Raw genomic sequence first — 24,614 nt, 5'->3', positions numbered from 1 at the left:
TCATTTAATTAATTAGGAGGTTACCTATGAAATTCTGGAACAACATTAAAATGTATGATTTAACAGTAAACACAAGTCACTTGACACCACCATGGCCAACTTATGAGCCATTACAAGTTAAGTTCTTCAAAAGATTGTCTCCAAATGGTGCCAATGGTCAATTGATTACAACATCTAACCATGTTGGTACCCATCTTGATGGCCCACTTCACTTTGATACATCTGGAAGAGACATTGCATCACTTGAACTTGAAAAGTTAGTAGGACCTGGTGTAATCGTAGACCTGTCAGACCAAGCAGAAGATTTTGGCATCTACACACCTCAAGACATTATGGACCGTGTTGAAGTTAAAAAAGGCGATATTTTGATTATCAATACTGGTTACAACAAATATGGATTTGATCAACCAGAAGCAGATGAAAGAAGATATATGTTAAGACATCCTGGTCCATCATTGGATTTCATGGCCTGGGCTCAAGAAATGGAAATCAAGTGGATTGGCGTTGACTGCGGTTCTGCAGATCATCCAATGAATACAAAAATTAGAGATTGGGAGCCAGCTGAAGCTAAAAAGTGTGATGAAATTTTCCAAAAGAAATATGGAAAGACATTGAACGAAGTATATCCATGGCCAGAGCAATATCAAGCAATGCATATTCAAATGTTTGGACAAAAGTATGGCGAAATTATTCATGCAGAAAACGTTGGTGGACAAATTAATGAATTGTCTAATAGAAGAATGATCATTGGATGTTTCCCTTGGAAATTCCAGGGTGGTGAATCAGCATTCTGCCGTATCGTTGCATTTGACGAGCAAGAATAATCACTGATATGGGCATACCCATGGGACCTTTGGGTTTCCATGGGTATGATTTTTTTGAGGAGGAGACGTTATGGGACCTTTAAATGGATTAAAAGTTCTGGATTTGACCCGTGTGCTTGCGGGGCCTTATTGTACCATGCTTCTTGGAGATCTTGGCGCAGAGATCATCAAGATTGAAGTTCCTGTCAAAGGGGATGATTCTAGACATTTTGGGCCTTATCAACATGGAGAAAGTGCCTATTTTATGAGTTTAAATAGGAATAAGAAAAGTGTGACTTTAAATTTAAAAACAGAAAAAGGCAAAGAGATTCTTAAATCTTTTATTAAGCAGGTGGATGTAATTGTAGAGAATTTTAGACCTGGCACAATGGAAAAATTGGGCTTGGGTTATGACGTTTTGAAAGAAATTAATCCGGCGATTATTTATGCAGCAGCTTCTGGATTTGGGCATACAGGCCCTTATAGCAAACGACCTGCTTATGATGGCGTCGTTCAAGCTATGGGTGGCATAATGAGTATAACAGGTCAAGAAGGTGGTGAGCCAACGCGTGTAGGACCTTCAATTGGTGACATTGGTGCGGGCTTGTTTACTGCTATTGGTGTTTTAGCAGCACTTAACCATAGAAATGAAACAGGCGTGGGACAAAAAGTAGATGTCGCTATGCTGGATTGCCAAGTTGCCATGCTAGAAAATGCCATTGCCCGATATGTTGTAACAGGCAGTGTGCCAAAACCATCAGGAAATAAACACGCTTCAATTGTTCCTTTTGAGCCATTCCACACATCAGATTCACAAATCGTTGTTGCAGTTGGAAATGATCAAATATGGAAGCGTTTTTGTCAAGTTGCAGATTTAGAAGATATAATGGCTCTTGAAAAATTTGCAACAAACCCAGAAAGACATAATCATTATCAAGAGCTAAGACCTAAAATTGCAGAAAAAATGAAAGAAAAAACCACAAAAGAGTGGCAAAAAATATTGGATGATGCGGGTGTACCAAATGGTCCAATTAACCATATAGATGAAGTTCTTGAAGATGCACAAGTTAAAGCACGTGATATGATTATTGAAGTTGAGCATCCAAAAGCTGGTAAACTCAAAATGCCTGGTGTTGCAATTAAGTTAAGTGAAACACCAGGAGAAATTCATTCACCTGCCCCAATTTTAGGCGAACACAGCTCAGAGATGCTAAAAAAATTCTTAAATTATACGGATGAAGAAATTGAAGCATTGCACGCAGAAGGTGTTTTATAGGAGGCAGCTATGGAAGGTCAACTTATTGATAAACTATCAAAATATATAGAACGCGGTAAATCTGTTGCCTTGGTTATGGTCACCAGTCAACTTGGCAGCAGTCCTAGAGGTGTTGGCAGCATAATGATTGTGGATGATCAAGGAAAATTGCTGGATGGGACAATAGGCGGTGGAAAAGTTGAAGAACAGGCCAAGGAAGATGCTGCAAAGTGTATCCAAAAGAACACCTCAGGAAGTTTCAAGTATGATTTGGTTTTAGCAGAAACTGAACATTCCCTTGGTATGGCGTGTGGCGGTGCTGTTGACGTTTTTGTAAAAGTGTTTTCTAAAGAGGAAGATTTGATTGTATTTGGCGGAGGACATATTGCATATGAATTATCACTTATGGCCAAGAAGTTAAATTATCGATTGACTGTTATAGACACTAGACCAGAATATTTGGAAGAATCTAGATTCCCAGATGCTTATAGACGCATTCTGTTTTCGGATTTCGAGAAAAATCCTTTTGAAATTCCTGATTCCGCAAGTGTTGTTATTGTAACACATGCCCATTCTTATGACGCTGAAGCCTTGGGCCTAGTTATTGAATCAAAAGCACGATATATTGGTATGATTGGTAGCAGGAGCAAAATTGGCTACTGCTATGATGAAGTTAAAAAGCAAGGTGTCGATGAAAATTTGTTTGAAAAAGTCCATTCACCGATAGGTTTAGATATAGGTGGACAAACACCAGCTGAAATAGCCTTGGCGATCATGGCTGAAATTCAAGCGGTTAAGTATAATCGACCAGGTGGCTTTTTAAAATAAAGGTCTAAAAAAGAAACTGCTGCAAAGTGAGGCATGGACTCGTTTTGCAGCAGTTTTTATTTAAATGTTTAATAAGGAAATCAATTGAGACAACTGATGTATTTCGTAAGTTGGCGTTATGGAAGCGTGATTCACTTTTTTTTCGGGATTATACCAACACGTATCGATTCCAGAATTAAGGCCACCTTGTATATCAGAAGTTAAACTGTCACCAATGATCAGAGCTGAACTTGGATCATAGGTGTTAACGCGATCAAGCGTCAATTTAAAAATTCTGGGATCCGGTTTTGCATAACCGACTTCTTCAGAAATAATAAGTGCATCAAACAAATGGGCAATTTCGGATGCGCCAATTCTTTTTGTTTGAACGCCCTTGAGTCCGTTGGTGAGAATTGCAATTTTATAGTGTTTCTTTAATCGCGTTAATATTTGATGACTCTCTGGGTAAATATAGGATGCATTTGCCAGATGCTTCATAAACCGATTTGCGAAATCTTCGGCATTAAAAGATATTTCAGTGGCATCGGCAAGTCTTTTAAACCGCTCGACCTTAAGTTCTTTTTGGGTAATTTTACCCTGTTCAAATTCTTTCCAAATTGACGTATTGATGGCTGTGTAAATTGAAAAATAATTAGACGGGAGTTTGAAATCATCTGACGTTTGATCAAATGCAATACGTTCTGATTTTTTAAAATCAAAAAGCGTTTCATCAGCGTCGAATATTAAAGTTGCGTATTTTTTCATCTTGACCTCCGAACTGTATTGTGTTTCAATTGTAACATATTATTTGAAAGCAGGTAATGGTATGCTGGAATCAAAAATACATGAACTCTATAAGGATGCACAAAGTAAAGCCAAGAAGGAATATAACCGGCGCAAATCCATGGGACAATCGGGCCATTTAACATCTTTAGATGGTGTCTTAAAGGATATTGACATAGCGGGTAATGTGTATTTAGGAACGCATGAAATCGAGCTTGGGAAAATTGTAGGGACTTACTATCATACACGACGCATGACTTTTTCCAAACATTTTTTGCCTTTAGAATCAGAGCGAAGTGAGTTTGCATCTAAGTGGATGGCCTTGTGTGAAGCCCACCTGACGGAAGGTATTCGGGATCCAATTAAGGTGTATGAGTATTTAAATCATTATTACGTCGTTGAAGGGAATAAGCGCGTGAGTGTTTTAAAATATTACGATGCTTATAAAGTAAGTGCAGAAATCACGCGTTTAATTCCCAAATATGATGAAACTGATGAGACAATCGTCCTTTATTATGCTTATTTAGAATTTTACAATCAAACAAAGATTTTAGACCTGTGGTTGAGTCGACCACTGAGATACAAGAGACTTCTTAAATATTTATCGGATTATGAAGTGGCGGGCATTGAGCCAACGGAAAAATATAGACATTTTATGAAAGAAGTTTATAGGCCATTTAAAAGAATATATTTGGAGTATGGGGGTGACACACTGTCAACCACAACTGGAGATGCCTTTTTGTTATATGCAAAACTATACGGTATTCCACAGAGTCTAGATGCCTCACAAGTTCGTGCAATAATGCCGAGTCTTGTAAAGGAATACAGCTTGCTCAACGAAACGGAAGAAACGGAAATTATAACCGATTCAGATGAAGTAGACCGTGTCCCCTTCTTTGATGCAATTTCCACAATTTTTTTGCCTAAAAAGATACGGGTGGGATTTGTTTATGCGCGAACGATTAAGAGTTCTGGTTGGACGTATTCACATGAACTTGGACGGCGGCATCTGGAAGAGCGGTTTTCTGGTCGTGTTGAAACCGCATATATTGAAAATGTTCCAGAAGATTACTCGGCTTACGATCACATTAAGGCTTTTGCACAGAGGGGATTTGATGTTGTTTTCACAACCAGTGAAGTCTTTAAACGCGCTACAATTAAATGTGCTGTAGAGATGCCCAAAGTTAAATTCTTTAATTGCTCAGGCAGCCGTCCTTATGTACACATGTCCAACTATTTCGGAAGAACGTATGAAGCGCGGTTTTTAAGTGGGATGATAGCAGGAGCGCTAACAAAAACAGGCGTTGTGGGCTATACTGCAACAGATCCCAATCCAGAAGTTATGGCTGGGATCAATGCTTTTGCTCTTGGCATGAAAATGGCCAATCCATATAGTCGATTATTGGTGAAATGGACTGGAGAATGGAATAATCCTAGAGTAACAACGGATTTAAGCCGACGTTTTGTTGAAATGGGCGCCGATTTAATCAGCAATAAGACCTTATTGGTCCCCAGAGATGTCACCATTGAATATGGCGTATATTCCATGCTTTGCAGTATAGACCCATCAACGGGCCTTCCTAAGGACTATTTGGCCTCTCCCATCTGGAAGTGGGGCATATTTTATGAGAAAATTATAGCCAGTATACTCAGTGGTACTTATCAAAAAATGACATCGGGGACAGGGGACAATCAAAAACTTGTAAACTTCTGGTGGGGTATGGAAACTGGTGTGATTGATTTATATCTTGCAGAAGACAAGCTCCCTACAGAAACACAGCGCTTGGTGAAACTTATGAAGCAAATGCTTGTAACGGAACAATTGCACCCTTTTACAGGTCCAATTTATGACACGACTGGACACCTGCGTGTGGCGAAAAACGAAATGCTATCCGCTATGGATATTTTAAACATGGATTGGCTTTTAGATAATGTTGAAGTTATCGATCAAGAGAAATAAGTGTGTAGTCATAGGCATTAATAACGCGAGTTTCTTTGTATTGGCGGGTTCGATCAAAACTGCCATAGGACAAATGCTGATGGCCATGGACAAACAGCTTTGGCGAATACTGATCCATAAGTTTAAGGAATGATTTAAAGCCCTGGTGCGCAAGGTCTTTGCCATCCCCTAGATTATAGGCTGGGGCATGCGTTAACAGAATATCCATTCCCTTTAGTAATTTGAGTTTGCTTTTTGCCACACGTCTGGCCATTTCTCCTTCAGTATATTGATGTGGGCCGCCTGTATATTTCATACAGCCACCTAGACCAAAAATTCGAAGCCCTTCGTGGACATAGACTTTTCCATCTACGGAAAAGCAGCCTGCGGGGGGCTTATTTTCGTATTTTCCGTCGTGATTGCCGTGGACATAGAGAACGGGGACGTTAAGGACACTGGCTACAAAAGATAAATACTCAGGGTTTAAATCGCCTGCAGACAAAACCAAAGAAACCTCTTTGAAGGCACGTGGATTAAAGTGATTGTATATGTAATTGCTTTCAACATCTGATATTGCAAGGATTTTCATGGTTGCCTCCAAGGCGTGACTTATAGTTTATTTTATCATTGATAAACAAATAGTCAATTGGTACTTGAAAATAAGAAACCGGTTTCCTATAATGAAAGTATAAGAAGGAGGGGGTCGTGTGGACATAAACCGGATTAAAAAAAATTATTTATCGCTCTATCCTGGTGATATAGAGGCGTTTGAGTCTCTTAAATCCATGATGAAGCAATATGCCAAGAGACGGTCAACAAAATTGGTAAATAGGGATGTAGAGGGTGTCCGTTGGATTCATTCCAACGATACAGTGGGCATAATGCTCTATGTGGACTTATTTTCAGGCGATTTAGAGGCACTTAAGGAGAAGGCGTCCTATTTCAAATCCCTTGGGATTAACTTAGTCCATCTAATGCCCCTTTTAAAACCAAGGGCAGGCGAAAATGATGGTGGCTATGCGGTCTCCAACTATCGAGAAATAGATCCAAGATTAGGTACAATGGCTGTGTTTCAAGAAGTCGTCAATCACTTTCACGAAAATGGCATTAGAGTGTGCATAGACTATGTTTTAAATCACACTGCTGACGATCATGAGTGGGCTTTACAGGCTAAAGATGGGAATCAATTTTATGAAGATTTTTATCATGTATTTGAAATGGAGGGCATTCCAAAAGAATACGAAAAGACTATGCCTGAAGTTTTTCCCAAAGTTGCGCCGGGGAATTTTACCTATTTGGAATCAATGGACAGGTGGGTAATGACAACATTTTATCCCTACCAATGGGACCTTAATTACAACAATGCACATGTTTTTAACGCCATGGCTGAAAACTTACTTTTTTTGTGTAACATCGGTATAGACATGGTTAGGCTTGATGCTGTGCCCTATGTTTGGAAGCGGTTAGAGACCACTTGTCGCAATTTGCCAGAAGCCCATATAATCTTAAATTTATTGCGAGAGATTTGCCACGAAGTCGCTCCTTCCACAGCGCTTTTGGGTGAAGCCATAATGGCACCAGATACAATCGCAACCTATTTTGGAACTGATGAACGGCTTGAGTGCCATGCACTTTACAATGCTTCCTATATGGTTGAACTTTGGAATACCCTTGCCACAAGAGATACAAGACATTTGCAGTTGATGCCCGAATATAAAGTGCCAGAGGGTAGCGTTTGGATCAATTATGCAAGGTGTCATGATGATATTGGCTGGGGACTTAATGAACGAAACCTTAAACATCTTGGCTTTGACCCAACTGCCCATAAGTCTTATTTAATAGATTTTTATTTGGGTTCATTTAAAGACAGTTTTTCAAAGGGAGCCTTGTATGAATTTAATCCTGTGACGCTAGATGCCCGTAATTCAGGGACTTTAGCAAGTTTGTGTGGACTGGAGAAGGCTATTGATTTAAAGAGTCGATACGGGATTGAATTGGCCATTAAGCGTATTTTGCTTATTCATGCTGCTTTTATCTTTAGAAAAGGAATCCCAATGCTATACAGTGGTGATGAAGTGGGCCAAATAAATAATTATGACTATTTAAAGGATGATTACAAAAAACATGACTCCAGATGGCTCCACAGACAGGTATTTGACTGGGACGTTTTAAGTCGACTCGAAGATAGACTTACACCTGAAGGTGCTGTAAATTATGGAATCCGAGAAATCATACAGTGTAGAAAAAGTATAACTGGGGCTTCTGAAGTTATAAGAGAAATCGTGTTTCATCAAACCAATTCAAAGATTTTTATCATCCAGCAAGAACTCTCGGATTCGCCTGAAAAAATTTTATTGATGTTTAATTTTTCAGAAGACAGACAATGGCTCAACCTCAATGAACTTAAACGGTATGGTGCATCTGGAAAACACCATGATTTTATACAAAAAAGAGACATTGATTTAGAAGAAGACACACTATTATTTGGACCGTATGAATTTTTCGTAATAAAAATGTGAAAAAAGGGTTGCAAATGTGAAACCGGTTTCCTATAATATAAGTGACAGGTACTTAATCTAAGTCAAACAAACCAGACAAGGGGGAACAAAAATGAAGAAGATTTTTGCACTTTTAATGGTCTTAATGCTTTCGATTGGTCTATTGGCCGGTTGTAGTCAAGGATCTGATGAAGCGGAGACAGTTGTTATCTATCAAAACAAGGTTGAAATTCACGACCAACTTTCTGCATTTGCGGCTGCTTATAAAGAGGCAACTGGTGTTGAAGTGGTTGTAAAGACTTCCGGTGGGGATTCCCCATACGCGGAAAATTTGAAAGCAGAATTTCAATCAGACCGTCAACCTGATATCTTCGTTATCGAAGGTATGGGTGGCTACAACACTTGGGAATCTAAACTCACACCTTTTGAGGGTGAAGAGTGGATGGATTTAACAACACTTGAATTTGTAGTGGATGGACAAACATACGGCTTCCCAGTTGCTGTTGAAGCGTGGGGAATGGCGTACAATGTTGCAATGCTTGAAGAAGCAGGTGTAGATCCAGCGTCATTAACATCTCAAGAAGCATATCAAGCTGCATTTGAAAAAATTGACAGTATGAAAGATCAGCTTGGCATCAAATCCGTTGTTGCAATGGCAGCAGGACCTGACATGAGATGGGTTACAGGACTTCACAATTTTAACGGATACCTTTCAGCAGGTCTTTCATACGGAGATACCACTGTGCTTGATAAATTAAACAGTGGTGAAGCAGATATGGCGAGATTGACTGAATATGCTGACTGGGTTGAACTTCTTTTCAATTATGCAGATCCAACTGTACTGTTGACAGGAAACTACGATGCTCAAGTAGGTCAGTTTGCTACAGAGCAAGCGGCTTTTATCCATCAAGGTAACTGGATTGATCCATGGTTGGTTGATAATGGCGTAACTTTTGAAATGGGATTTGCACCACATGCTTCCGTTAAAGGTGAACATGACGCAATTTTCATTGGTGCACCATCATTTTATGTCATCAACAAAGACAGTGAAAATGCTGAAGCAGCAAAAGCATTTTTGAATTATATGGCAACTAATGAAACTGGCCATAATTACATGGTTAATGAAGCAAAAATGGTACCTGCATTTACTAACGTTACATTAACACCTGATACACCACTTTCAGCAAGCGCTGCCAAGTGGTTGTCAGCAGGAAAATCTTATACATGGCTTCAAAATGATATGCCTGATGGATTTGGAATGGGAACGATTGGACCTCTTTATGAGAGTTTTGCCAAAGGCGACCTAGACAAACAAGGCTTCATTGATCAATTAGCTGCTAAAATTGCTGAAATCAAGTAAACGTTGTTGAAAAAGGGTGTTTTAGAGCACCCTTTTTTTTATCAAGATGATAAAAAGGAGAGCTTATGAATAAACACGGTAAAGACAAGCTGGTCTTTTGGTTATTTCTTGCGCCTGCCTTGATTTCATTTGTCGTCGTGGTGATTGTGCCATTCTTTATGGGCCTTTATTATTCTATGACAGATTGGACAGCGGTTGCAGGACTTAAAACAAACTGGGTCGGACTTGATAACTACAAGGCCATGTTTTCAAACTTGGCATTTCGATATTCATTTATTAGAACTTTTTTGTTTACACTGCTCAGTGTTTTATCCATTAACTTTGTTGCCTTGGTTTTTGCATTTTTGGTTACACGGGAAATTAGGTTTAGAAATTTCTTTAGAGCAGGTTTCTTTATTCCAAATCTCATTGGGGGCTTGGTCCTCGGTTATATTTGGCAATTTATTTTCAAAAGTGTTGTGCCCGCAATTGGCGCTTCCTACGGCATCAATTTCTTGGAAGAATTAATGATCTTGGCAGATCCTAATTTAACACTTTTTGGGCTCATATTAGCCTATACTTGGCAATATGCTGGGTATATCATGATGATTTATGTGGCTGCGCTCTTAAACGTACCGCAGGAACTTCTTGAAGCAAGCGAAATAGACGGAGCCAACTTTTTTCAAAAGTTTTGGAACATAACAATGCCAATGATTGCGCAGGCATTCACCATTACGTCATTTTTAACTTTGGTAAATTCATTTAAACAATACGATATTATTGTCGCATTAACAGCAGGTGGTCCAACAGATATTTATCAAGGGGCTGTGGTGAATTCCACCGAGTTATTAGCGGTCCATATTTACAATGTTGCCTTTAAATACAATAATATGGCTGAAGGTCAGGCACGGGCAATCGTATTCTTCTTGGTACTTTCAGTAGTTTCGATTGGACAGGTTTACTATAACAAGAAAAGGGAGGTTGAAATGTAATGAAAAACAAAAAAAAGCTTGTAAAATTCATTTTAACAGTCATAACAGTCGTCTTGTTTTTGTTGACAACTTTTCCTTTTGTTATTGTTGTGATTAACTCCGCTAAAGCGTCGCTGGAAATTATGACGGACCCAACATCCCTTCCGGTACGTTGGACGCAGCTTTTTGAAAACATCAAAGAAATTTGGACAAGTCCAAGTATCAAGTACTCTAAAAGTGTTTTTTCTTCAGTGATTATAACCACTCTGTCCTTGCTTTCTATATCTGTTTTCTCTGCTATGGCTGCTTGGGTTTTGGTTAGACGAAAAACGCGATCTTCAACGGTGATCTTTCTAATTTTCATCAGCGGACTCATTATTCCATTTCAAGTGGTTATGTTTCCACTGGTCTCCTTATTCCGGATGATTAACGAAACAGTTGGGCTCCAAATGCTAAGAACCTATCATGGGATGATATTTGCCTATATTGGATTCGGGGCACCTTTAGCTGTATTTATGTTCCATGGGTTTATAAAATCAATCCCACTTGAACTGGAAGAGGCAGCTTTAATTGATGGATGCTCCAAACCTCAAATATTTTTCAAGATTATAATGCCGATTCTAAAGCCAATTTTTGTAACCATAAGCATCTTGAATGCCATTTGGATTTGGAATGATTTTCTCTTGCCATCGCTTATACTGGGTGTTGGACAGGACATTCAAACCATACCACTTGCCATATCTGCATTTGCAGGCTCATTTGTTAAAAAATGGGATCTGATTATGACTGCTGTCCTAATGGCTGCAGCGCCAATTATTGTTGGTTTTATTATTGGCCAAAAACACATTATCAAGGGCATGGTTTCAGGATCAATTAAGTAACCGTCACACATGGATAGGAGGTCCCCGTGAAAATTACAATAAAAGAAATTGCCGAACTTGCAGGCGTTTCAAAAGCAACCGTTTCACGTGTACTCAACAATTCCAAGCCAGTAAGTGATGACGTTCGTCAAAGAGTGCTTGAAGTTATTGAAAATACAAATTTTAAACCCAATGCTGTGGCAAGAAGCTTATCTTTAAGCAAAACCCACCTGATTGGTATGATATTACCGGATTTGGCAAATCCTGTTTTTTCCAGAATTATTTCTGGTATTGAAAGTTATTTAAGAGCACATGATTATTCGCTTTTAATTACAGCAACCGACTTTGATGTTGAAATGAAAATTAGACACATTAACATATTGAAAGAAAAAGGGGTTGATGGTCTCATCTTAGTGACCGATCATGGGGATGAAGCGTTTCAGAAAGAGCTAGCCAATTTCGGAAAGCCAGTTGTTATGATTGGTACGGAAAGTAGTGTCGAGTCTATTCCTGTGGTTCAAATTGATAATTATAAAGCGGCTTCAGAAGCGACACAGTACCTCGTGGATTTGGGACATAAACGTATTGGTATGATCAGGGGACCTTTAAGTGACCCCTATGCCGGCAAAATGAGATTTGACGCTTATAAATCAGTACTTGAGCCACTGGGTCTCTTTTGTCCTGAAAGAGTGGTTGAGGGCTGGTATTCATTTGATGAAGGGTATTCTGGAATGACGGCTCTTATAAAAAGATCGCCCATACCAACGGCAGTTTTTTGTTCAAGTGACCTAATGGCCATCGGGGCTATGAAGTGCGCCCTAGACCAAGGCTACCAAGTTCCGGATGAAATTGCTTTTATTGGGTTTGATGATGTTCAAATTGCAAAAATGTACAACCCTGCGTTAACCACAGTCCGTCAACCCTTTGAAGAAAAAGGGAGAATTGCCATACACCGTTTGATCGATATGATAGAACACAAACAAAAAACACCTCAAGATCGATTTATAACTTTATCACATCGGTTGATTATTAGACAGAGTACAGAAAAATAATGGAGGCATTATGAAGTCAATTGTTTGTATCGGTGAGCTTTTAATTGATTTTATTGGAAGTTCAGCAGGCAAGAAAATTGCGAATCAAACATCTTTTATGATGAAGCCAGGCGGCGCGCCCGGAAATGTGGCTTGCACAATTGGCGCTTTGGGTGGAGACTGTAGCCTACTGAGTTCAGTTGGAAATGATGGGTTTGGTGAATTTTTACGAAATACAGTGGAATCCTATTGTGTAGACACGACTCTCATGCAGCGAAGCCACAAGGCAACAACCTTGGCCTTTGTTTCTGTTGAAGACAATGGTGACAGAGATTTCAACTTTATTAGAGGGGCAGATGCGGATCTTGAACTCAATGAAAAAGACCTGGGCACCTATGATATTTTCCATTTTGGCGCAGCGACTGCTTTTTTAGAGGGTGCCCTTAACAAAACCTATCATCAAGTTTTAGATATGGCAGAGCGTCAAAGTAAGTTTATTGTCTTTGACCCCAATTATAGAAGTGCCTTTTGGACGGAAAATCAAAATAAGTTTGTGAAGGTGATCGAACCTTTTATGAAGTCAGCCCATCTGATTAAATTAAGCGATGAAGAAGCCTTGATTGTAACTGGGGAAAACACACTTGAGAGGGCAATTGAATCCTTAAAGCAGAAGTATAAAGGTTTATTTGCAATCACACTCGGTGGAGAAGGGGCACGACTTTTCAATCGCACCTATGATCTTCATGTCCCCACAAAAAAAGTGGCTGTTGTAGATACAACTGGTGCAGGAGATGCCTTTATTGGCAGCATGATTTATGAACTATCTAAATTGGAATCTATTTTTGAAATGATACACAATCCGGATAAAATTCGGGAAATTGCAATAAAAGCAAATGAAATTGCAGCGGATGTCTGTACAGCGTATGGAGCATTAACTGCCCTTAAAAAGAAATCAAATTAGGAGGAAGTAATCCATGGCAAATGTAAAAATCGATGGCATCAATAAAATTTATCCAAATGGATTTCATGCGGTTAAAGAGGTGAATCTTGAAATTGCAGATAAGGAATTTATGATATTTGTTGGACCGTCTGGATGCGGGAAAACCACAACACTGAGAATGATAGCCGGACTCGAGGACATTAGCAGTGGCGAAATGTACATTGGAGACCAAAAGGTAAACGATGTCTCTCCAAAAGATCGAAACATAGCAATGGTGTTTCAAAACTATGCCCTATACCCACATATGTCTGTATATGATAACATGGCTTTTGGTCTCAAACTGTCTAAAACCCCAAAAGCTGAAATTAATGAACGTATTGAAAGAGCAGCTAAGATACTGGATATAGATGGGCTTTTAAAAAGGAAACCCAAGCAACTTTCTGGTGGTCAACGTCAACGTGTGGCATTAGGCCGTGCGATTGTAAGAAAACCTGAAGTTTTCTTGATGGATGAGCCCTTGTCCAATCTCGATGCTAAATTGCGGGTTCAAATGCGTGCAGAACTTATTAAACTTCATAAGGAGTTGGAGACGACATTTATCTATGTTACACATGATCAGACAGAAGCCATGACCATGGGAACCCGGATTTGCGTTATGAATGGTGGCGAAGTCCAGCAAGTTGCAGATCCAAGAACCATTTACAACGCACCAGCTAATATGTTTGTGGCTGGCTTTATTGGTGCACCTCAAATGAACTTTTTTGATGGCCTTGTAACAGACAATAAAAATCTTAAAGTTGGCGATCAAGTCTTTCTATTGACAGATGAACTTGCAAAATCAGTTGAAGCAAAGAAAATGAACAATAAACCACTTGTTATGGGAATCCGTCCTGAAGATATAAGAAGTGGACAGTCAAATGAAGGCGTTGAGGCAATTGTGGAGATGACCGAACTTTTGGGAAGCGACTTAAATGTATACTTTAAGATTGGTGAAAAACAATACATTATGAAAGCTGAGGCTTCAAGTGCACTTAAAATGGGCGATGTTATGTACGCCGTTTTTGATCCTAATAAATTGCATTTGTTTGATCCTGAATCTGGAAGCTCGTTGAGATATTAGAGAAACTGAGGCATATTATGTGGCGATTGACCCAAAATTATTATACGCCTTCCCGGCAGGTGATTGAAGAAAGCCTTTTCATGGTTGGAAATGGCTACGTCGGTGTACGTGGATGCTTTGAAGAAGGGTACCCAAGTGGGGACACCATTCGAGGCACTTATATTAATGGACTGTTCGATCGCGTTCCAATGCAGCATGCTGAAATGGCATACGGCTTGCCGATTGTACAGGATAAGCAACCTAGAATTGCAGACACTCAAACGTGTAAGATTTGGCTTGATGATGAGCCAGTACAGTTGATAGAAGGCAAATTTGAAACCTATTATAGGCATCTGGATTATCATAAGGGGACATCTGAAAGAAGCTATGTTTTTATGACATCAAGTGGGTATAAAGGCCATTTGAAATTCACGAGAATGGCCTCTCTTGTGAATCCACACTTATTTTTGTATCGCATTGAAGTTATTTATGATGGTGCGATTCGCCTCGAAAGTGTTCTTGAAGGTGGTGTTGAAAACTATAGCAATCCAGCAGACCCTAGAACAGGTGCAGGTCACACAAAATTGATGACGATTCTTAAATTAGGACATACAGATGCTGAATCTTTTGTAACACTTGAAACATCTAATACCAATTTGCAACAAGCGACAGTTGTAAAACATATGGTTTATTCGGATGCGCCAGTTGACATTTCATACGCTTCTGAAACCAGTGCAATTCATACAACTGTGGAAGGCAAGCAACATTTGGTTTTGGAAAAACTCTGTGCCTTTACAGACAGTTTAAGATTTGAAAACCCAACAGAGGCAGCTTTTGAAATGTTGGCCCATGAAGACGTCAGTAATTTGGAAAAAAGACAAGTCAACTACTTGGATGAGTATTGGCGTTTGGCTGATATTGAAATTGAAGGCAACATGCGGGACCAAAGAGCGGTTCGATTTATGATGTACCAATTGCTACAATCTGTAGGGACCGATGCCTTTTCCAATATTTCTGCAAAAGGCTTGTCTGGCGAGGGGTATGAAGGCCATTATTTCTGGGATACTGAAATTTACGTGATTCCAATTCTGCTCATCAATCAGCCGGAACGGGTGAAGCATTTGCTTGAATACAGAGCTCGTATCCTCGATGCTGCGCGCCAAAGAGCCCTTGAACTCGGTCATGAAAAAGGGGCAGCTTATGCTTGGCGAACGATATCGGGGATTGAGTGTTCAGGCTATTTTCCAGCTGGAACGGCTCAGTACCATATTAATGCAGATATAGCACATGCCTTTATCCAATATTACCTGTATACAGAAGACATTAACTTTCTTGTTGGAACAGGTGTAGAAGTTATACTTGAAACAGCCCGAATTTGGATGGAAATTGGTAATTTTAAGGATGGCTTATTTCACATTCACAGTGTGACGGGTCCGGATGAGTATACGGCTATTGTAAATGACAATTATTATACCAACGCAATGGCCAAATACCATTTAAAGTGGGCACATGATTTGTATCAAATGCTTGGGGCCAGTCTCGACCCTACCATTAAAACTCAATTTGAAGCGTTAAGGGTTAAGCTAAACATGAATGCGGAAGAGGTTGAGCACATGCTGGCTGCTTCCAATCAAATGTATCTACCTTATGATGATCAACTTGGAATTTATGCACAGGATGCCAACTTTTTAAAGAAACCAGTCTGGCCGTTTGAAAATGAAAACTTTCAGAAACGTCCCCTCCTTTTACATTATCACCCGCTTACCATTTATAGGCATCAAGTTTTGAAGCAGGCAGATACAATTCTCGCCCATTTTATGCTTGAAGAATATGCAGATGAAGCCAGTATTTTTAGAGGCTTTGATTACTATGAGCAGATAACGACCCACGACTCATCTCTTTCAAGCTGTATATATGGTATTATGGCCGCTAGACGTGGAAATAGGGACAAGGCCTATGCTTATTTTGAGGACTCTGTCATGTTGGATTTAGAAGATCGGCATGGCAATACAAAAGATGGCCTCCATATGGCAAATATTAGTGGCACTGTGCTCACCTTGTTGGCTGGTTTTGCAGGTTTTAGACATAAGGATGATGGCCTCCACTTGAGACCGATTTTGCCTAAAGATTGGACAGGATACAGCTTTAACATTCGCTATAGAAATCGTTTGATTTCAGTTCGGGTTACTGAGCGTATCCATTTGGCTTTAAAAGTTGGTGCGCCAATGGAAATCAAAGTATATGGCCAGTCAGTTCAACTGACAAAAGCGTGTGACGTTGATATGAAAAGGGAGTAGGACATGTTAAAAAATATAAAAGGCGTTGTGTTTGATATGGATGGTGTCTTAACTGAAACCAGTAAGGCCCATTTTGAAGCATGGCGTGACCTGTCAAATAAACTTGGGTTTAACATCCCAGATACAGTAGGAGATCAAGTTCGTGGCATATCACGACTGGAATCGCTTGAAATTGTTCTTTCTTATGATGCGAAAAAGCGTGCCTTTACGGATGCTGAAAAAACAAGCCTTACCGATGATAAGAATGCCATTTATCTTGAGAAAATTAAGGCCTATTCAAAACGAGATTTAGCGCCCGGAACATTGGAGCTCCTTAAGTATTTACAGAAGAAAGAAATTAGAATAGCGCTTGCATCTGCAAGCCGTAATGCATCTTTTTTACTGAAGGCTATGGAAATTGACTCTTATTTTGATGGGGTTGTAGACCCGTCTAGCATTAAAAACGGAAAACCAGCGCCTGATATATTTACTAAAGCTGTTGCCTTATTGGGGCTGCCGGCAGAAAAATGTCTGGGTGTTGAAGATGCACAAGCAGGAATTGAAAGTATAAGGTCGGCTGGTTTGATTCCGGTGGGCATTGGTCCGCTTGAAAAGTGCCAATACCGATTTGATACTTTAAATGACTTTTATCAAGCCCTCTTATTAAATTCATAGATTTCCCTAAATGGATATACCGGTGTTCCCAAATGGCGCGCCGGTATATTTCTGTTTTTGCTTGGAGATTGTATGTGATAATGGTAAAATAAGAGTATCAAAAATAATTTATATGGAGGCGTTATGAAATCAATTCAGAAACAACTCGAAAAATATGCCGATTTGGCAGTACATGTGGGCATTAACCTTAAAGAAGGCGAGGGGTTAATTGTTGGGTGCAACACACATGGCTTGCTACTTGCTAGAGAAATTGTGAAACGTGCATATGCAGCAGGTGCGAAACACGTAGAGCTAATGTTTAACGATGATGCCATGACTTTGGCCAAGTATGAGAATGGAAAACCTTTTGTGTTTGAAAACTTCCCAGACTGGAAAGTAAAAGCCTTGACGGACATGTATGAATCCAATTATCATCATCTGTTCATTTCTGCCCCAAATCCCGAACTCCTTAAAGATGTAGATGGCAATCTCATTGCCAAGGATCAAAAAACTGCATCATCAGCAATGGCGCCTGCCATGAAATATAGGATGACAGGACAAACCAAATGGTCTATTGTTGCAGTGCCATCACCAGAATGGGCTAGGTTGGCATTTCCTGAATTAGATGAAGCAGAAGCCGTTGAAGCCCTTTGGAATAAAATATTTGAAGCCACTCGAGTTGATCGTGAAGATCCAGTTGAGGCTTGGAAAACACATGACAATACCCTTAAAAAATACAAGCAATTTTTAAATGAAAAACAATTTGAGAAATTGGTGCTTAAGGCACCAGGAACGGACTTAGAAGTTTATCTCGCCGATGCACATTACTGGATGGGGGGCTCAAAAGAAAGTTTGGCGGGCGATGATTTTGTCGCAAACATACCAACTGAAGAAGTTTTTACAACCCCGCATAAATTCAAAGTAAATGGGACATTAAAAGCGACCAAGCCTTTGAGTTTAAATGGAAAAATCGTCGATGGGTTTGGTTTCGAATTTAAAGAAGGAAAGGTCGTTGATTTTTACGCAGAGCGTGGCTATGACGTGCTTGAAAAATTAATGGAAAATGATGAAGGTGCAAGGTATCTTGGCGAAGTGGCCCTAGTACAGGATGATTCTCCGATTTCAAATACAGGGATCCTATTCAACAATACCTTGTTTGATGAAAATGCTTCAGTTCACTTTGCCTTGGGGCGGGCATATTCCTATGCAATGCAAAATGGGTCAAATTTGTCCCAAGAAGAATTGGAAGCCAGAGGGGCAAATTACAGCTTGATTCATGTTGACTTCATGGTAGGGGGCCCAGAAATGATGATTACAGCCCACGCCAAGGATGGAACGGAAACAAAACTGTTTGAAAAGGGAAATTGGACGTTCTAACGAAAAGAAACCACTGATTTACTGGACCTTAGTCCGGCAGATCGGTGGTTTTTCTTGTGTAGTCAAAGTACTTGGCATCTTCTTGAATCATGTGTTCATAAACAACTTCTTGAATCAACATCATGGCAATTTGCATGACTTCAGAATGGGTTAAGTTTTCTTTTGAACACTTTGATTTTATCTTGGAGAGCAGGGCATCGTGATCTTTTTTGTGTTTTAGTAGATCTTCCTCAGGATAACCAACATCTCTTAAAATATACTCTTCATCTTCAAAATGTTTTTTTACAAATTCAAAAAAGGCTTTGATGGCATGTCTATTTGCAGACTCTGAATTAATTTTCATGGTGTTTGAAATGATTGAGTTTGCAATTTTAAAGAGTTCTTTGTGCTGTTCATCAATAATTGTATTGCCTGAACTGAAGGAATCATGCCACTTAAGTTGAATCAGTTGATCGATGGATTTATAGTCGCGATTTAACCCGTAAATCTGATTCCGACCATTTTCTTTGGCGTAATAGAGATACCGGTCAACACGTTCAAACCATGTAATGTAACTTTCATCCATCCTGTATTGTGCGATACCAAAACTTGCAGTAATACGTGTTACAGTGGGGTGCTTATAAGTCATGATGGCTTGTCGTATTTTTTCTGCCACGTGATAGGCGCCTTGTAAATCTGTTTCTGGTAAGAGGATTGAAAATTCTTCACCACCCCATCTGGCAATTGTATCTGTCTCTCTCAGACAGTTAGAAGCGACATCGGTTATGTTTGAAAGAATTTCATCCCCAACAATATGGCCAAATGTATCGTTTATGGTTTTGAAATGGTCCAAATCAAATAAAATCATGGACAGTGGATGATGATGGCGTGTAGACCGGTTGATTTCTTTTTTAACAGTTTCATCGAAATACCGTCTGTTGTACAGTTGGGTAAGTGGGTCTACTGTTGCTTGGTTAATGAGTTCAGACTCATATTCTTTTTTTAGTTGAATGTTTAGCAATATCCCTTCAAATCCTGAAAAGCCATCCCGATCTGTTTGAGTTAGGTGTATTTCAGCCCAGAAAACTTGTTGATCTATGCGTTTCAATTTTGCTTCCATCACCCCAAGCGCCAGTTGATTTTTAATATAATTAGAAAACTGAGTGTAATCTGCAGAATCAGAAAAAATATCATGCAAGTTTTTGCCATAAAAAGTTACCATCTCGCCGGTTGTATTAAGGCCAAATTGCTTGACAAAATAATCATTTCCGTAAATCAGATCGCCTTTATCGTTTAAAAGAAAAAGGCCTACAGGCACGGAACTTACCAACCGATTGGAAAGGGCTTCAATACTGGCGGCCAATTGACCAAATTCATCATTGCGGTCAAGTCCATAAATTGTCAATGAGTGTGCTGCTGAATTTTGATTTAAACTGTTGATTAAAGCATCAAAGGGCTTGATAAAAATATGGTGTATGCTAATGTGGATCGCAATAACTAGGACTAAAAGTATTGTGAGAATGTAAAAGAAAATTAGGCCGTAGCGTTCCATTTCGTAAAAAGCTTGTCCTTTTATCAGGCTTATAACGGACCAGTTTGACCCCTTAATGGGAGAAATGCCTGCATGGGAATAAACAGAATTCTCAATGGATAAAACAGTGTTTGAAATCGGTGCGTTGAGGGCGTTGGCAAGTCTCTCATGAAAAGATTCATTGGATACATAATGTTGTAATGTCATATTGGTGAGTTTTATGCCATTGTCTGTGTCAAGTTTTATATCTCCAGATGCGTCAATAATAAGTGCAGTAGCCGTTTCTGGATTGGTAAAGAATGCTGTATCTTCATTGAAGTTATCCATGTTAATGCCTGTCCCGACAACGCCTAAAAAGGCCCCATTCTGGATAATTTTTACGTTTATCCATAAGGTAACAGCAGTGGAGAGGGGTTCTCTTTCTAGATAAAGTGTATAGGGGTGAGGTGAATCAATAACCTCCTGATACCAATAGTCATCATGACTCATCCTAGATTCAATATTGATTTTAGCGAGGGCCGTTTCAGTGTTAAAGTAGTAGACATTTGATGATGTATCAAAAGCCACAAACATTTTCTGATCTTTGCTGGATTGATTAAAAACAGATAAGGTATCTAGGGCCTGAGACTTTACCTCTTGATTGAATTCATCTTTTAGCCAAGCCTTTATTTGTGCGCTAGCAGCGGTATTTTGAGCTAAAGTGATGTCACGGCTTAAATAAGATGAAAATAAGGTTGCGAGCTCACGAGAATGCAAATCAGCATAAGCCTCAGCACGTTTTTCAGTTACATGATTTAATTCTTTAACGAGCATAAATGCTGTAACAGCGATGGCAATCATTATAATGACTAAAAGGTACAAGCGGTATTTTCGAATCATACTGGATTTATGCATGAACTCACCCCCTTTTCTTTAGACTTTATACCCATAGGATTTAGGCACACACAGCAATTATTATATCGTGAAATGTTTAAAATGACCAATGAAATAATTGTGAATTTCTTTTGTAGAAACCTTTTTTGTTTTCAATGTTTTCCAAGCGGTATATACTATATATATGAAAGGGGAACTTACTAAATGGGATTTTTGATTTTTGGTATTATTTTACTAGGACTCGTTGTTATTGTCGCGGGGATGTACAACAATTTTGTTAAACTGAGAAATATTGTGAAAGAAGCTTTTGCAACAATGGATGTGTATTTGAAAAAGAGAGTAGACCTTATTCCAAACCTTGTTGAGACTGTAAAAGGGTATGCAACACATGAAAAAGAAACACTTAATCAAGTGATTGAGGCAAGAAATAAGGTAATGGGGTCTCAATCGGCAACTGAGCGTGAAGCAAATGAGAATGCGCTTTCAGGTACTTTAAAGTCACTTTTTGCCTTAAGTGAGAGCTATCCAGATTTAAAAGCGGACACTCAATTTCTTGACCTTCAAAAACAACTGCAGAAGATTGAAGAAGATATTGCGCAGTCTAGAAAATACTACAATGCAGTTGTAAAAACCTTTAATACGAAGGTGCAATCTTTTCCAGCCAATATAATTGCAGGTATTTTTGGATTTAAAGAAGAGCCGTTTTTTACTGTGGTTGAATCGGAGCGAGAAAATGTTCGCGTATCGTTTTAAAAACCCAAAATTCATATAGGCAAGTCTTGGCATATTTCTTTTGGTGTTAGGGATTCAATTGCCCGTATATGCAGACACCATAGAAATTGAAGAGATGTCTATCGATATTCGCGTTAAGGATGACAACTCTTATGATATTGTTGAAACCTTAAACGTCCGCTTTTATTCGGACACAAATCACGGTATATTTAGGCAGATTCTCACAAAAACATATTTTGGGAAAAATGTTAAAGTGAGCAATGTCAAGGTGACAACCCATCCATACGACTCCAATTGGGAATACGATTACATTCAAGTGAAAATTGGAGACCCAGACCGATATGCGCAGGCCTTTGAAATTTATGAAATCCATTATACGTATGACATTGGCGATGATCTTAATCCTGAAATGGACGAGTTCTATTTCAATCTTGTTGGACCCGAATGGGAAATGCCCATTCATAAAACCACATTTTCAATTCAAATGCCAAGTGATTTTGAGGCATCTGATGTGAATTTAACCTATGGGTATTATGGCAGTGATACAGATGCAAATGACGTATTGACCATATCTGGGAGAGAAATTTCTGGAACCTTTAATCAGACGTTAACGCCAGGAGAGGCATTAACCATTGCCTTACCCCTTCCGGAAGGGTATTACAGTAACGTTGTGCCGCAAGGTCAAGCCATTAGAGACTTTGGAAAGTCATACTATGTGACTTTTCCCCTGTTATTTGCCTTGGCGATAGGGATTATGTTTAAGTGGGGAAAGGATAAGCAGATTTTTCCAACCGTGGAATTCTACCCACCTGAAGGGCTAACTCCTCTAGAAATTGGCTACATTTATGATGGCAAATTTGATGTGTATGATGTAACTGCAATGCTTGTTTATTGGGCCGATCGGGGCTATTTGAAAATCATTGAAGAAGAAGTTGAAACTGGGATGATTTTCAAGAAAAAAGAAACTCGGATTAAGTTTGAAAAATTGGCCAATTTACCGGCAGATGCACAAAACTTTGAACGCATTTATTTTAATGAACTCTTTGATGAGTATGGGCATGATGGTATTGTGGAAGTTGAGTCTTTGAAAGAGTCATTTTACACCACAATTGCCAAAGTAATTACATCGGCGCAAGCTTCTTTTAAGAACAGGCGGGTATTTTCTGGCAAAGGGTATTTGGCCACTTTTCTAATTGCTTTAATTGGGATTTTGATTCAATTTTTTACAATGCTTCAAGCTTTCAATCAATTGAAAGAATATGGCACAAGTACGGCAGTTTTGTTTTCTGCAATTGCGGCTGTGGTCCTAAGTATTATGATGCTTGTGTCTGCTACCTTGTTTAAAGGGCTGAAAACACGCCTCCCAAAAGAACGGATTGGGGTCTTCATTTCAGGTGTAGTCAGTGGTGGTATTGCACTTTTGGTTTCAGGTGGCGCAATTGTAATTTTAGGGGCACCTTGGTTATCCTGGCTAGGATGGGCTTTGGCTGCAATCCTTCTTTATATGGCACCTCATGGGCAAAAAAGAACTGAACTTGGCAGCAAATGGATTGCACATCTTGAGGGCTTAAAAGCCTTTATAGAAAATGCAGAAAAGTCGAGAATTGAAGTTTTAATTGAAGATAACCCAAATTATTTTTACAATGTTCTGCCTTATGCAATGGTACTTGGTGTAACGGATAAATGGGCGAAACAGTTTGAAGATATTGCACTTGAAAAGCCGGATTGGTATGCTTCAAATCAACCGGGAACAGTTTTCTCAGCGGCCTATTTTGCGTCGCATATGAATCAAAGTACAAGAGACATGGGACGAACAATGTCTTCTGCACCAGCCTCATCCTCAAGTGGTGGAAGTTTTGGTGGTGGCAGTGCAGGTGGCGGCTCCGGCGGCGGCGGTGGCGGTGGCTGGTAATTTGAAAAATTAAAAAACCTGTCCATCTGTATCAAACAGTTTTGGACAGGTTTTATTTTTGGGTAAGTGTTGCCCCAGATGCGAGAACCGATGCACGTGCAAGAACATAGGTTGAGTCTATAAGTGGATAGTGATCAATCCGATCCTTGAGGATAATGGGCAACTCCGTACAGCCTAAAATCCAACCCTCTAAATTTACAGCATCCATATGCTTGTATATTTCTGTTTTTAAGGCAGGTAAAGCATCAAGCCGCCCATTTTTCAAGGCATAAATAGCTTCCATTAGAATCTGTTGAAAGCCAGCATCTGGACAATACAGGTCGACGCCAAATTTTTGAGCTGTTGCTTCATAAATGCCAGATGCGTATGTGCCTTTTGTTGCAAGGAGGCCTATTTTTTTGGATGGAATAAGATCCAAAGTATAGATAAGGGTCTCTTCTACCATATTGATAATAGGAAGAGCCGTGTGTTCACAAAGGGTCTTATAAAAATGATGGGCCGTGTTGCATGGCATGGCAATTAAGTCTGAACCAGCAGCTTCAAGCCTTTTGATGCCTTTAACAAGTTCATTTAAGGGGGAATCGCCTTGACCTGTTAGGTATGCCGTTCGATCGGGGATTGCAGGGTTGCTGTCAATGAACATCTGTATGTGTTCCAATTCGCTATTAACGTGTGTCAGCACCACCACTTTTTGGTAAAAGTCAGCAGTGGCCATGGGGCCCATGCCACCTAAAATTCCAAGTTTTTTCATATAGTCTCCAATAAAGTATGATATAAAATTTAACTAAAATAGCCGAGAAGTCCCCCGCCTCTAAGCCACCTTGCTCACGGAGTGAGAGTGCAGGTGGGGGATGAATCGACTTGTTTTTGACCCTAAAAGATGATATACTATATTCAGTAGTAAAACATATAAATGAGGTAAAAAGAATGAAATTAGACAATAACAACCATTCAG

20 protein-coding genes are annotated in these 24,614 nt (G+C 39.5%); 16 read left to right on the top strand and 4 right to left on the bottom strand.

The window, feature by feature from the left end:
* Nucleotides 1-26 precede the first annotated feature (26 nt).
* The 3 genes from JOC49_RS06135 (at nucleotide 27) to JOC49_RS06125 (ending at nucleotide 2,886) form a co-directional block, all read left to right on the top strand.
* On the top strand, nucleotides 27-824 hold the full coding sequence (locus JOC49_RS06135) for a cyclase family protein (protein ID WP_204663446.1): 798 nt from the start codon (nucleotides 27-29) through the stop codon (nucleotides 822-824).
* A 70-nt stretch (nucleotides 825-894) separates the two neighbouring features.
* Complete coding sequence (locus JOC49_RS06130; RefSeq protein ID WP_204663444.1) at nucleotides 895-2,079, top strand: CaiB/BaiF CoA transferase family protein; 1,185 nt, start codon at nucleotides 895-897, stop codon at nucleotides 2,077-2,079.
* A gap of 9 nt (nucleotides 2,080-2,088) precedes the next feature.
* Nucleotides 2,089-2,886, top strand: coding sequence for an XdhC family protein (locus JOC49_RS06125; RefSeq protein ID WP_204663442.1), 798 nt, complete (start codon nucleotides 2,089-2,091; stop codon nucleotides 2,884-2,886).
* Nucleotides 2,887-2,946: 60 nt separating this feature from the next.
* On the opposite strand, the gene JOC49_RS06120 is transcribed toward JOC49_RS06125, so the two are convergent.
* Nucleotides 2,947-3,630: a YjjG family noncanonical pyrimidine nucleotidase gene (locus JOC49_RS06120; protein ID WP_204663440.1), complete on the bottom strand. Its 684-nt coding sequence runs from the start codon at nucleotides 3,628-3,630 to the stop codon at nucleotides 2,947-2,949.
* 61 nt (nucleotides 3,631-3,691) lie between these two features.
* Here JOC49_RS06120 and JOC49_RS06115 point away from each other — a divergent pair, with 61 nt between their 5' ends.
* A complete protein-coding gene (locus JOC49_RS06115) occupies nucleotides 3,692-5,608 on the top strand; it encodes a BMP family ABC transporter substrate-binding protein (RefSeq protein ID WP_204663437.1) in 1,917 nt (638 codons plus the stop codon).
* Here the strand turns inward: JOC49_RS06115 and JOC49_RS06110 are convergent.
* Nucleotides 5,589-6,176: a metallophosphoesterase family protein gene (locus JOC49_RS06110; RefSeq protein ID WP_204663436.1), complete on the bottom strand. Its 588-nt coding sequence runs from the start codon at nucleotides 6,174-6,176 to the stop codon at nucleotides 5,589-5,591. The genes JOC49_RS06115 and JOC49_RS06110 overlap by 20 nt on opposite strands.
* 118 nt (nucleotides 6,177-6,294) lie before the next feature.
* Between JOC49_RS06110 and JOC49_RS06105 the strand changes: the two genes are divergently transcribed.
* From JOC49_RS06105 to JOC49_RS06060, 10 genes are all read left to right on the top strand, one after another.
* Nucleotides 6,295-8,106: an alpha-amylase family glycosyl hydrolase gene (locus tag JOC49_RS06105; protein WP_204663434.1), complete on the top strand. Its 1,812-nt coding sequence runs from the start codon at nucleotides 6,295-6,297 to the stop codon at nucleotides 8,104-8,106.
* A gap of 91 nt (nucleotides 8,107-8,197) precedes the next feature.
* Entirely contained in the window at nucleotides 8,198-9,445 is a 1,248-nt protein-coding gene (locus JOC49_RS06100; protein WP_204663432.1) for an ABC transporter substrate-binding protein, read from the top strand.
* 65 nt (nucleotides 9,446-9,510) lie between these two features.
* Nucleotides 9,511-10,416, top strand: coding sequence for a carbohydrate ABC transporter permease (locus JOC49_RS06095; protein WP_204663430.1), 906 nt, complete (start codon nucleotides 9,511-9,513; stop codon nucleotides 10,414-10,416).
* Entirely contained in the window at nucleotides 10,416-11,276 is an 861-nt protein-coding gene (locus JOC49_RS06090) for a carbohydrate ABC transporter permease (protein ID WP_204663428.1), read from the top strand. Before JOC49_RS06095 ends, JOC49_RS06090 begins: the two co-directional genes overlap by 1 nt.
* Nucleotides 11,277-11,302: 26 nt before the next feature.
* Nucleotides 11,303-12,307, top strand: a complete 1,005-nt coding sequence (locus tag JOC49_RS06085) for a substrate-binding domain-containing protein (RefSeq protein ID WP_204663427.1) — start codon at nucleotides 11,303-11,305, stop codon at nucleotides 12,305-12,307.
* A gap of 10 nt (nucleotides 12,308-12,317) precedes the next feature.
* Nucleotides 12,318-13,247: a carbohydrate kinase family protein gene (locus tag JOC49_RS06080; RefSeq protein WP_204663425.1), complete on the top strand. Its 930-nt coding sequence runs from the start codon at nucleotides 12,318-12,320 to the stop codon at nucleotides 13,245-13,247.
* A 13-nt stretch (nucleotides 13,248-13,260) separates the two neighbouring features.
* Complete coding sequence (locus JOC49_RS06075) at nucleotides 13,261-14,346, top strand: ABC transporter ATP-binding protein (protein ID WP_204663423.1); 1,086 nt, start codon at nucleotides 13,261-13,263, stop codon at nucleotides 14,344-14,346.
* A gap of 17 nt (nucleotides 14,347-14,363) precedes the next feature.
* Nucleotides 14,364-16,622, top strand: coding sequence for a glycoside hydrolase family 65 protein (locus JOC49_RS06070; protein WP_204663421.1), 2,259 nt, complete (start codon nucleotides 14,364-14,366; stop codon nucleotides 16,620-16,622).
* Nucleotides 16,623-16,625: 3 nt separating this feature from the next.
* A complete protein-coding gene (gene pgmB / locus JOC49_RS06065) occupies nucleotides 16,626-17,276 on the top strand; it encodes a beta-phosphoglucomutase (RefSeq protein WP_204663419.1) in 651 nt (216 codons plus the stop codon).
* A 123-nt stretch (nucleotides 17,277-17,399) separates the two neighbouring features.
* The gene (locus JOC49_RS06060; RefSeq protein ID WP_204663417.1) at nucleotides 17,400-18,632 is read left to right on the top strand and encodes an aminopeptidase; all 1,233 of its coding nucleotides are present in this window, start codon (nucleotides 17,400-17,402) and stop codon (nucleotides 18,630-18,632) included.
* A 28-nt stretch (nucleotides 18,633-18,660) separates the two neighbouring features.
* Here the strand turns inward: JOC49_RS06060 and JOC49_RS06055 are convergent, their stop codons facing one another.
* Complete coding sequence (locus tag JOC49_RS06055; RefSeq protein WP_204663415.1) at nucleotides 18,661-21,036, bottom strand: diguanylate cyclase; 2,376 nt, start codon at nucleotides 21,034-21,036, stop codon at nucleotides 18,661-18,663.
* 183 nt (nucleotides 21,037-21,219) lie between these two features.
* Between JOC49_RS06055 and JOC49_RS06050 the strand changes: the two genes are divergently transcribed.
* Together JOC49_RS06050 and JOC49_RS06045 are read left to right on the top strand one after the other, a co-directional pair.
* Nucleotides 21,220-21,768, top strand: a complete 549-nt coding sequence (locus JOC49_RS06050; protein ID WP_204663413.1) for a LemA family protein — start codon at nucleotides 21,220-21,222, stop codon at nucleotides 21,766-21,768.
* 43 nt (nucleotides 21,769-21,811) lie between these two features.
* Complete coding sequence (locus JOC49_RS06045) at nucleotides 21,812-23,659, top strand: DUF2207 family protein (protein ID WP_204663411.1); 1,848 nt, start codon at nucleotides 21,812-21,814, stop codon at nucleotides 23,657-23,659.
* A gap of 52 nt (nucleotides 23,660-23,711) precedes the next feature.
* Here JOC49_RS06045 and cuyB read toward each other — a convergent pair whose 3' ends face one another.
* A complete protein-coding gene (gene cuyB, locus JOC49_RS06040) occupies nucleotides 23,712-24,410 on the bottom strand; it encodes a cysteate racemase (RefSeq protein ID WP_204663409.1) in 699 nt (232 codons plus the stop codon).
* Nucleotides 24,411-24,614 lie beyond the last annotated feature (204 nt).

The sequence above is a fragment of the Fusibacter tunisiensis genome (assembly GCF_016908355.1).
Classification (GTDB): domain Bacteria; phylum Bacillota; class Clostridia; order Peptostreptococcales; family Acidaminobacteraceae; genus Fusibacter_D; species Fusibacter_D tunisiensis.
This window is presented reverse-complemented; position numbering and strand designations above follow the sequence as displayed.

Bases quoted from the DNA above. Each gene is read 5' to 3' on its own strand.
- pgmB (WP_204663419.1), top strand. From the start codon at position 16,626: ATGTTAAAAAATATAAAAGGCGTTGTGTTTGATATGGATGGTGTCTTA.
- JOC49_RS06110 (WP_204663436.1), bottom strand. From the start codon at position 6,176: ATGAAAATCCTTGCAATATCAGATGTTGAAAGCAATTACATATACAAT.
- JOC49_RS06125 (WP_204663442.1), top strand. From the start codon at position 2,089: ATGGAAGGTCAACTTATTGATAAACTATCAAAATATATAGAACGCGGT.
- JOC49_RS06055 (WP_204663415.1), bottom strand. From the start codon at position 21,036: ATGCATAAATCCAGTATGATTCGAAAATACCGCTTGTACCTTTTAGTC.
- JOC49_RS06060 (WP_204663417.1), top strand. From the start codon at position 17,400: ATGAAATCAATTCAGAAACAACTCGAAAAATATGCCGATTTGGCAGTA.
- JOC49_RS06075 (WP_204663423.1), top strand. From the start codon at position 13,261: ATGGCAAATGTAAAAATCGATGGCATCAATAAAATTTATCCAAATGGA.
- JOC49_RS06090 (WP_204663428.1), top strand. From the start codon at position 10,416: ATGAAAAACAAAAAAAAGCTTGTAAAATTCATTTTAACAGTCATAACA.
- JOC49_RS06130 (WP_204663444.1), top strand. From the start codon at position 895: ATGGGACCTTTAAATGGATTAAAAGTTCTGGATTTGACCCGTGTGCTT.
- JOC49_RS06135 (WP_204663446.1), top strand. From the start codon at position 27: ATGAAATTCTGGAACAACATTAAAATGTATGATTTAACAGTAAACACA.
- JOC49_RS06050 (WP_204663413.1), top strand. From the start codon at position 21,220: ATGGGATTTTTGATTTTTGGTATTATTTTACTAGGACTCGTTGTTATT.
- JOC49_RS06095 (WP_204663430.1), top strand. From the start codon at position 9,511: ATGAATAAACACGGTAAAGACAAGCTGGTCTTTTGGTTATTTCTTGCG.
- JOC49_RS06070 (WP_204663421.1), top strand. From the start codon at position 14,364: ATGTGGCGATTGACCCAAAATTATTATACGCCTTCCCGGCAGGTGATT.
- JOC49_RS06080 (WP_204663425.1), top strand. From the start codon at position 12,318: ATGAAGTCAATTGTTTGTATCGGTGAGCTTTTAATTGATTTTATTGGA.
- JOC49_RS06120 (WP_204663440.1), bottom strand. From the start codon at position 3,630: ATGAAAAAATACGCAACTTTAATATTCGACGCTGATGAAACGCTTTTT.
- JOC49_RS06115 (WP_204663437.1), top strand. From the start codon at position 3,692: ATGCTGGAATCAAAAATACATGAACTCTATAAGGATGCACAAAGTAAA.
- JOC49_RS06100 (WP_204663432.1), top strand. From the start codon at position 8,198: ATGAAGAAGATTTTTGCACTTTTAATGGTCTTAATGCTTTCGATTGGT.
- cuyB (WP_204663409.1), bottom strand. From the start codon at position 24,410: ATGAAAAAACTTGGAATTTTAGGTGGCATGGGCCCCATGGCCACTGCT.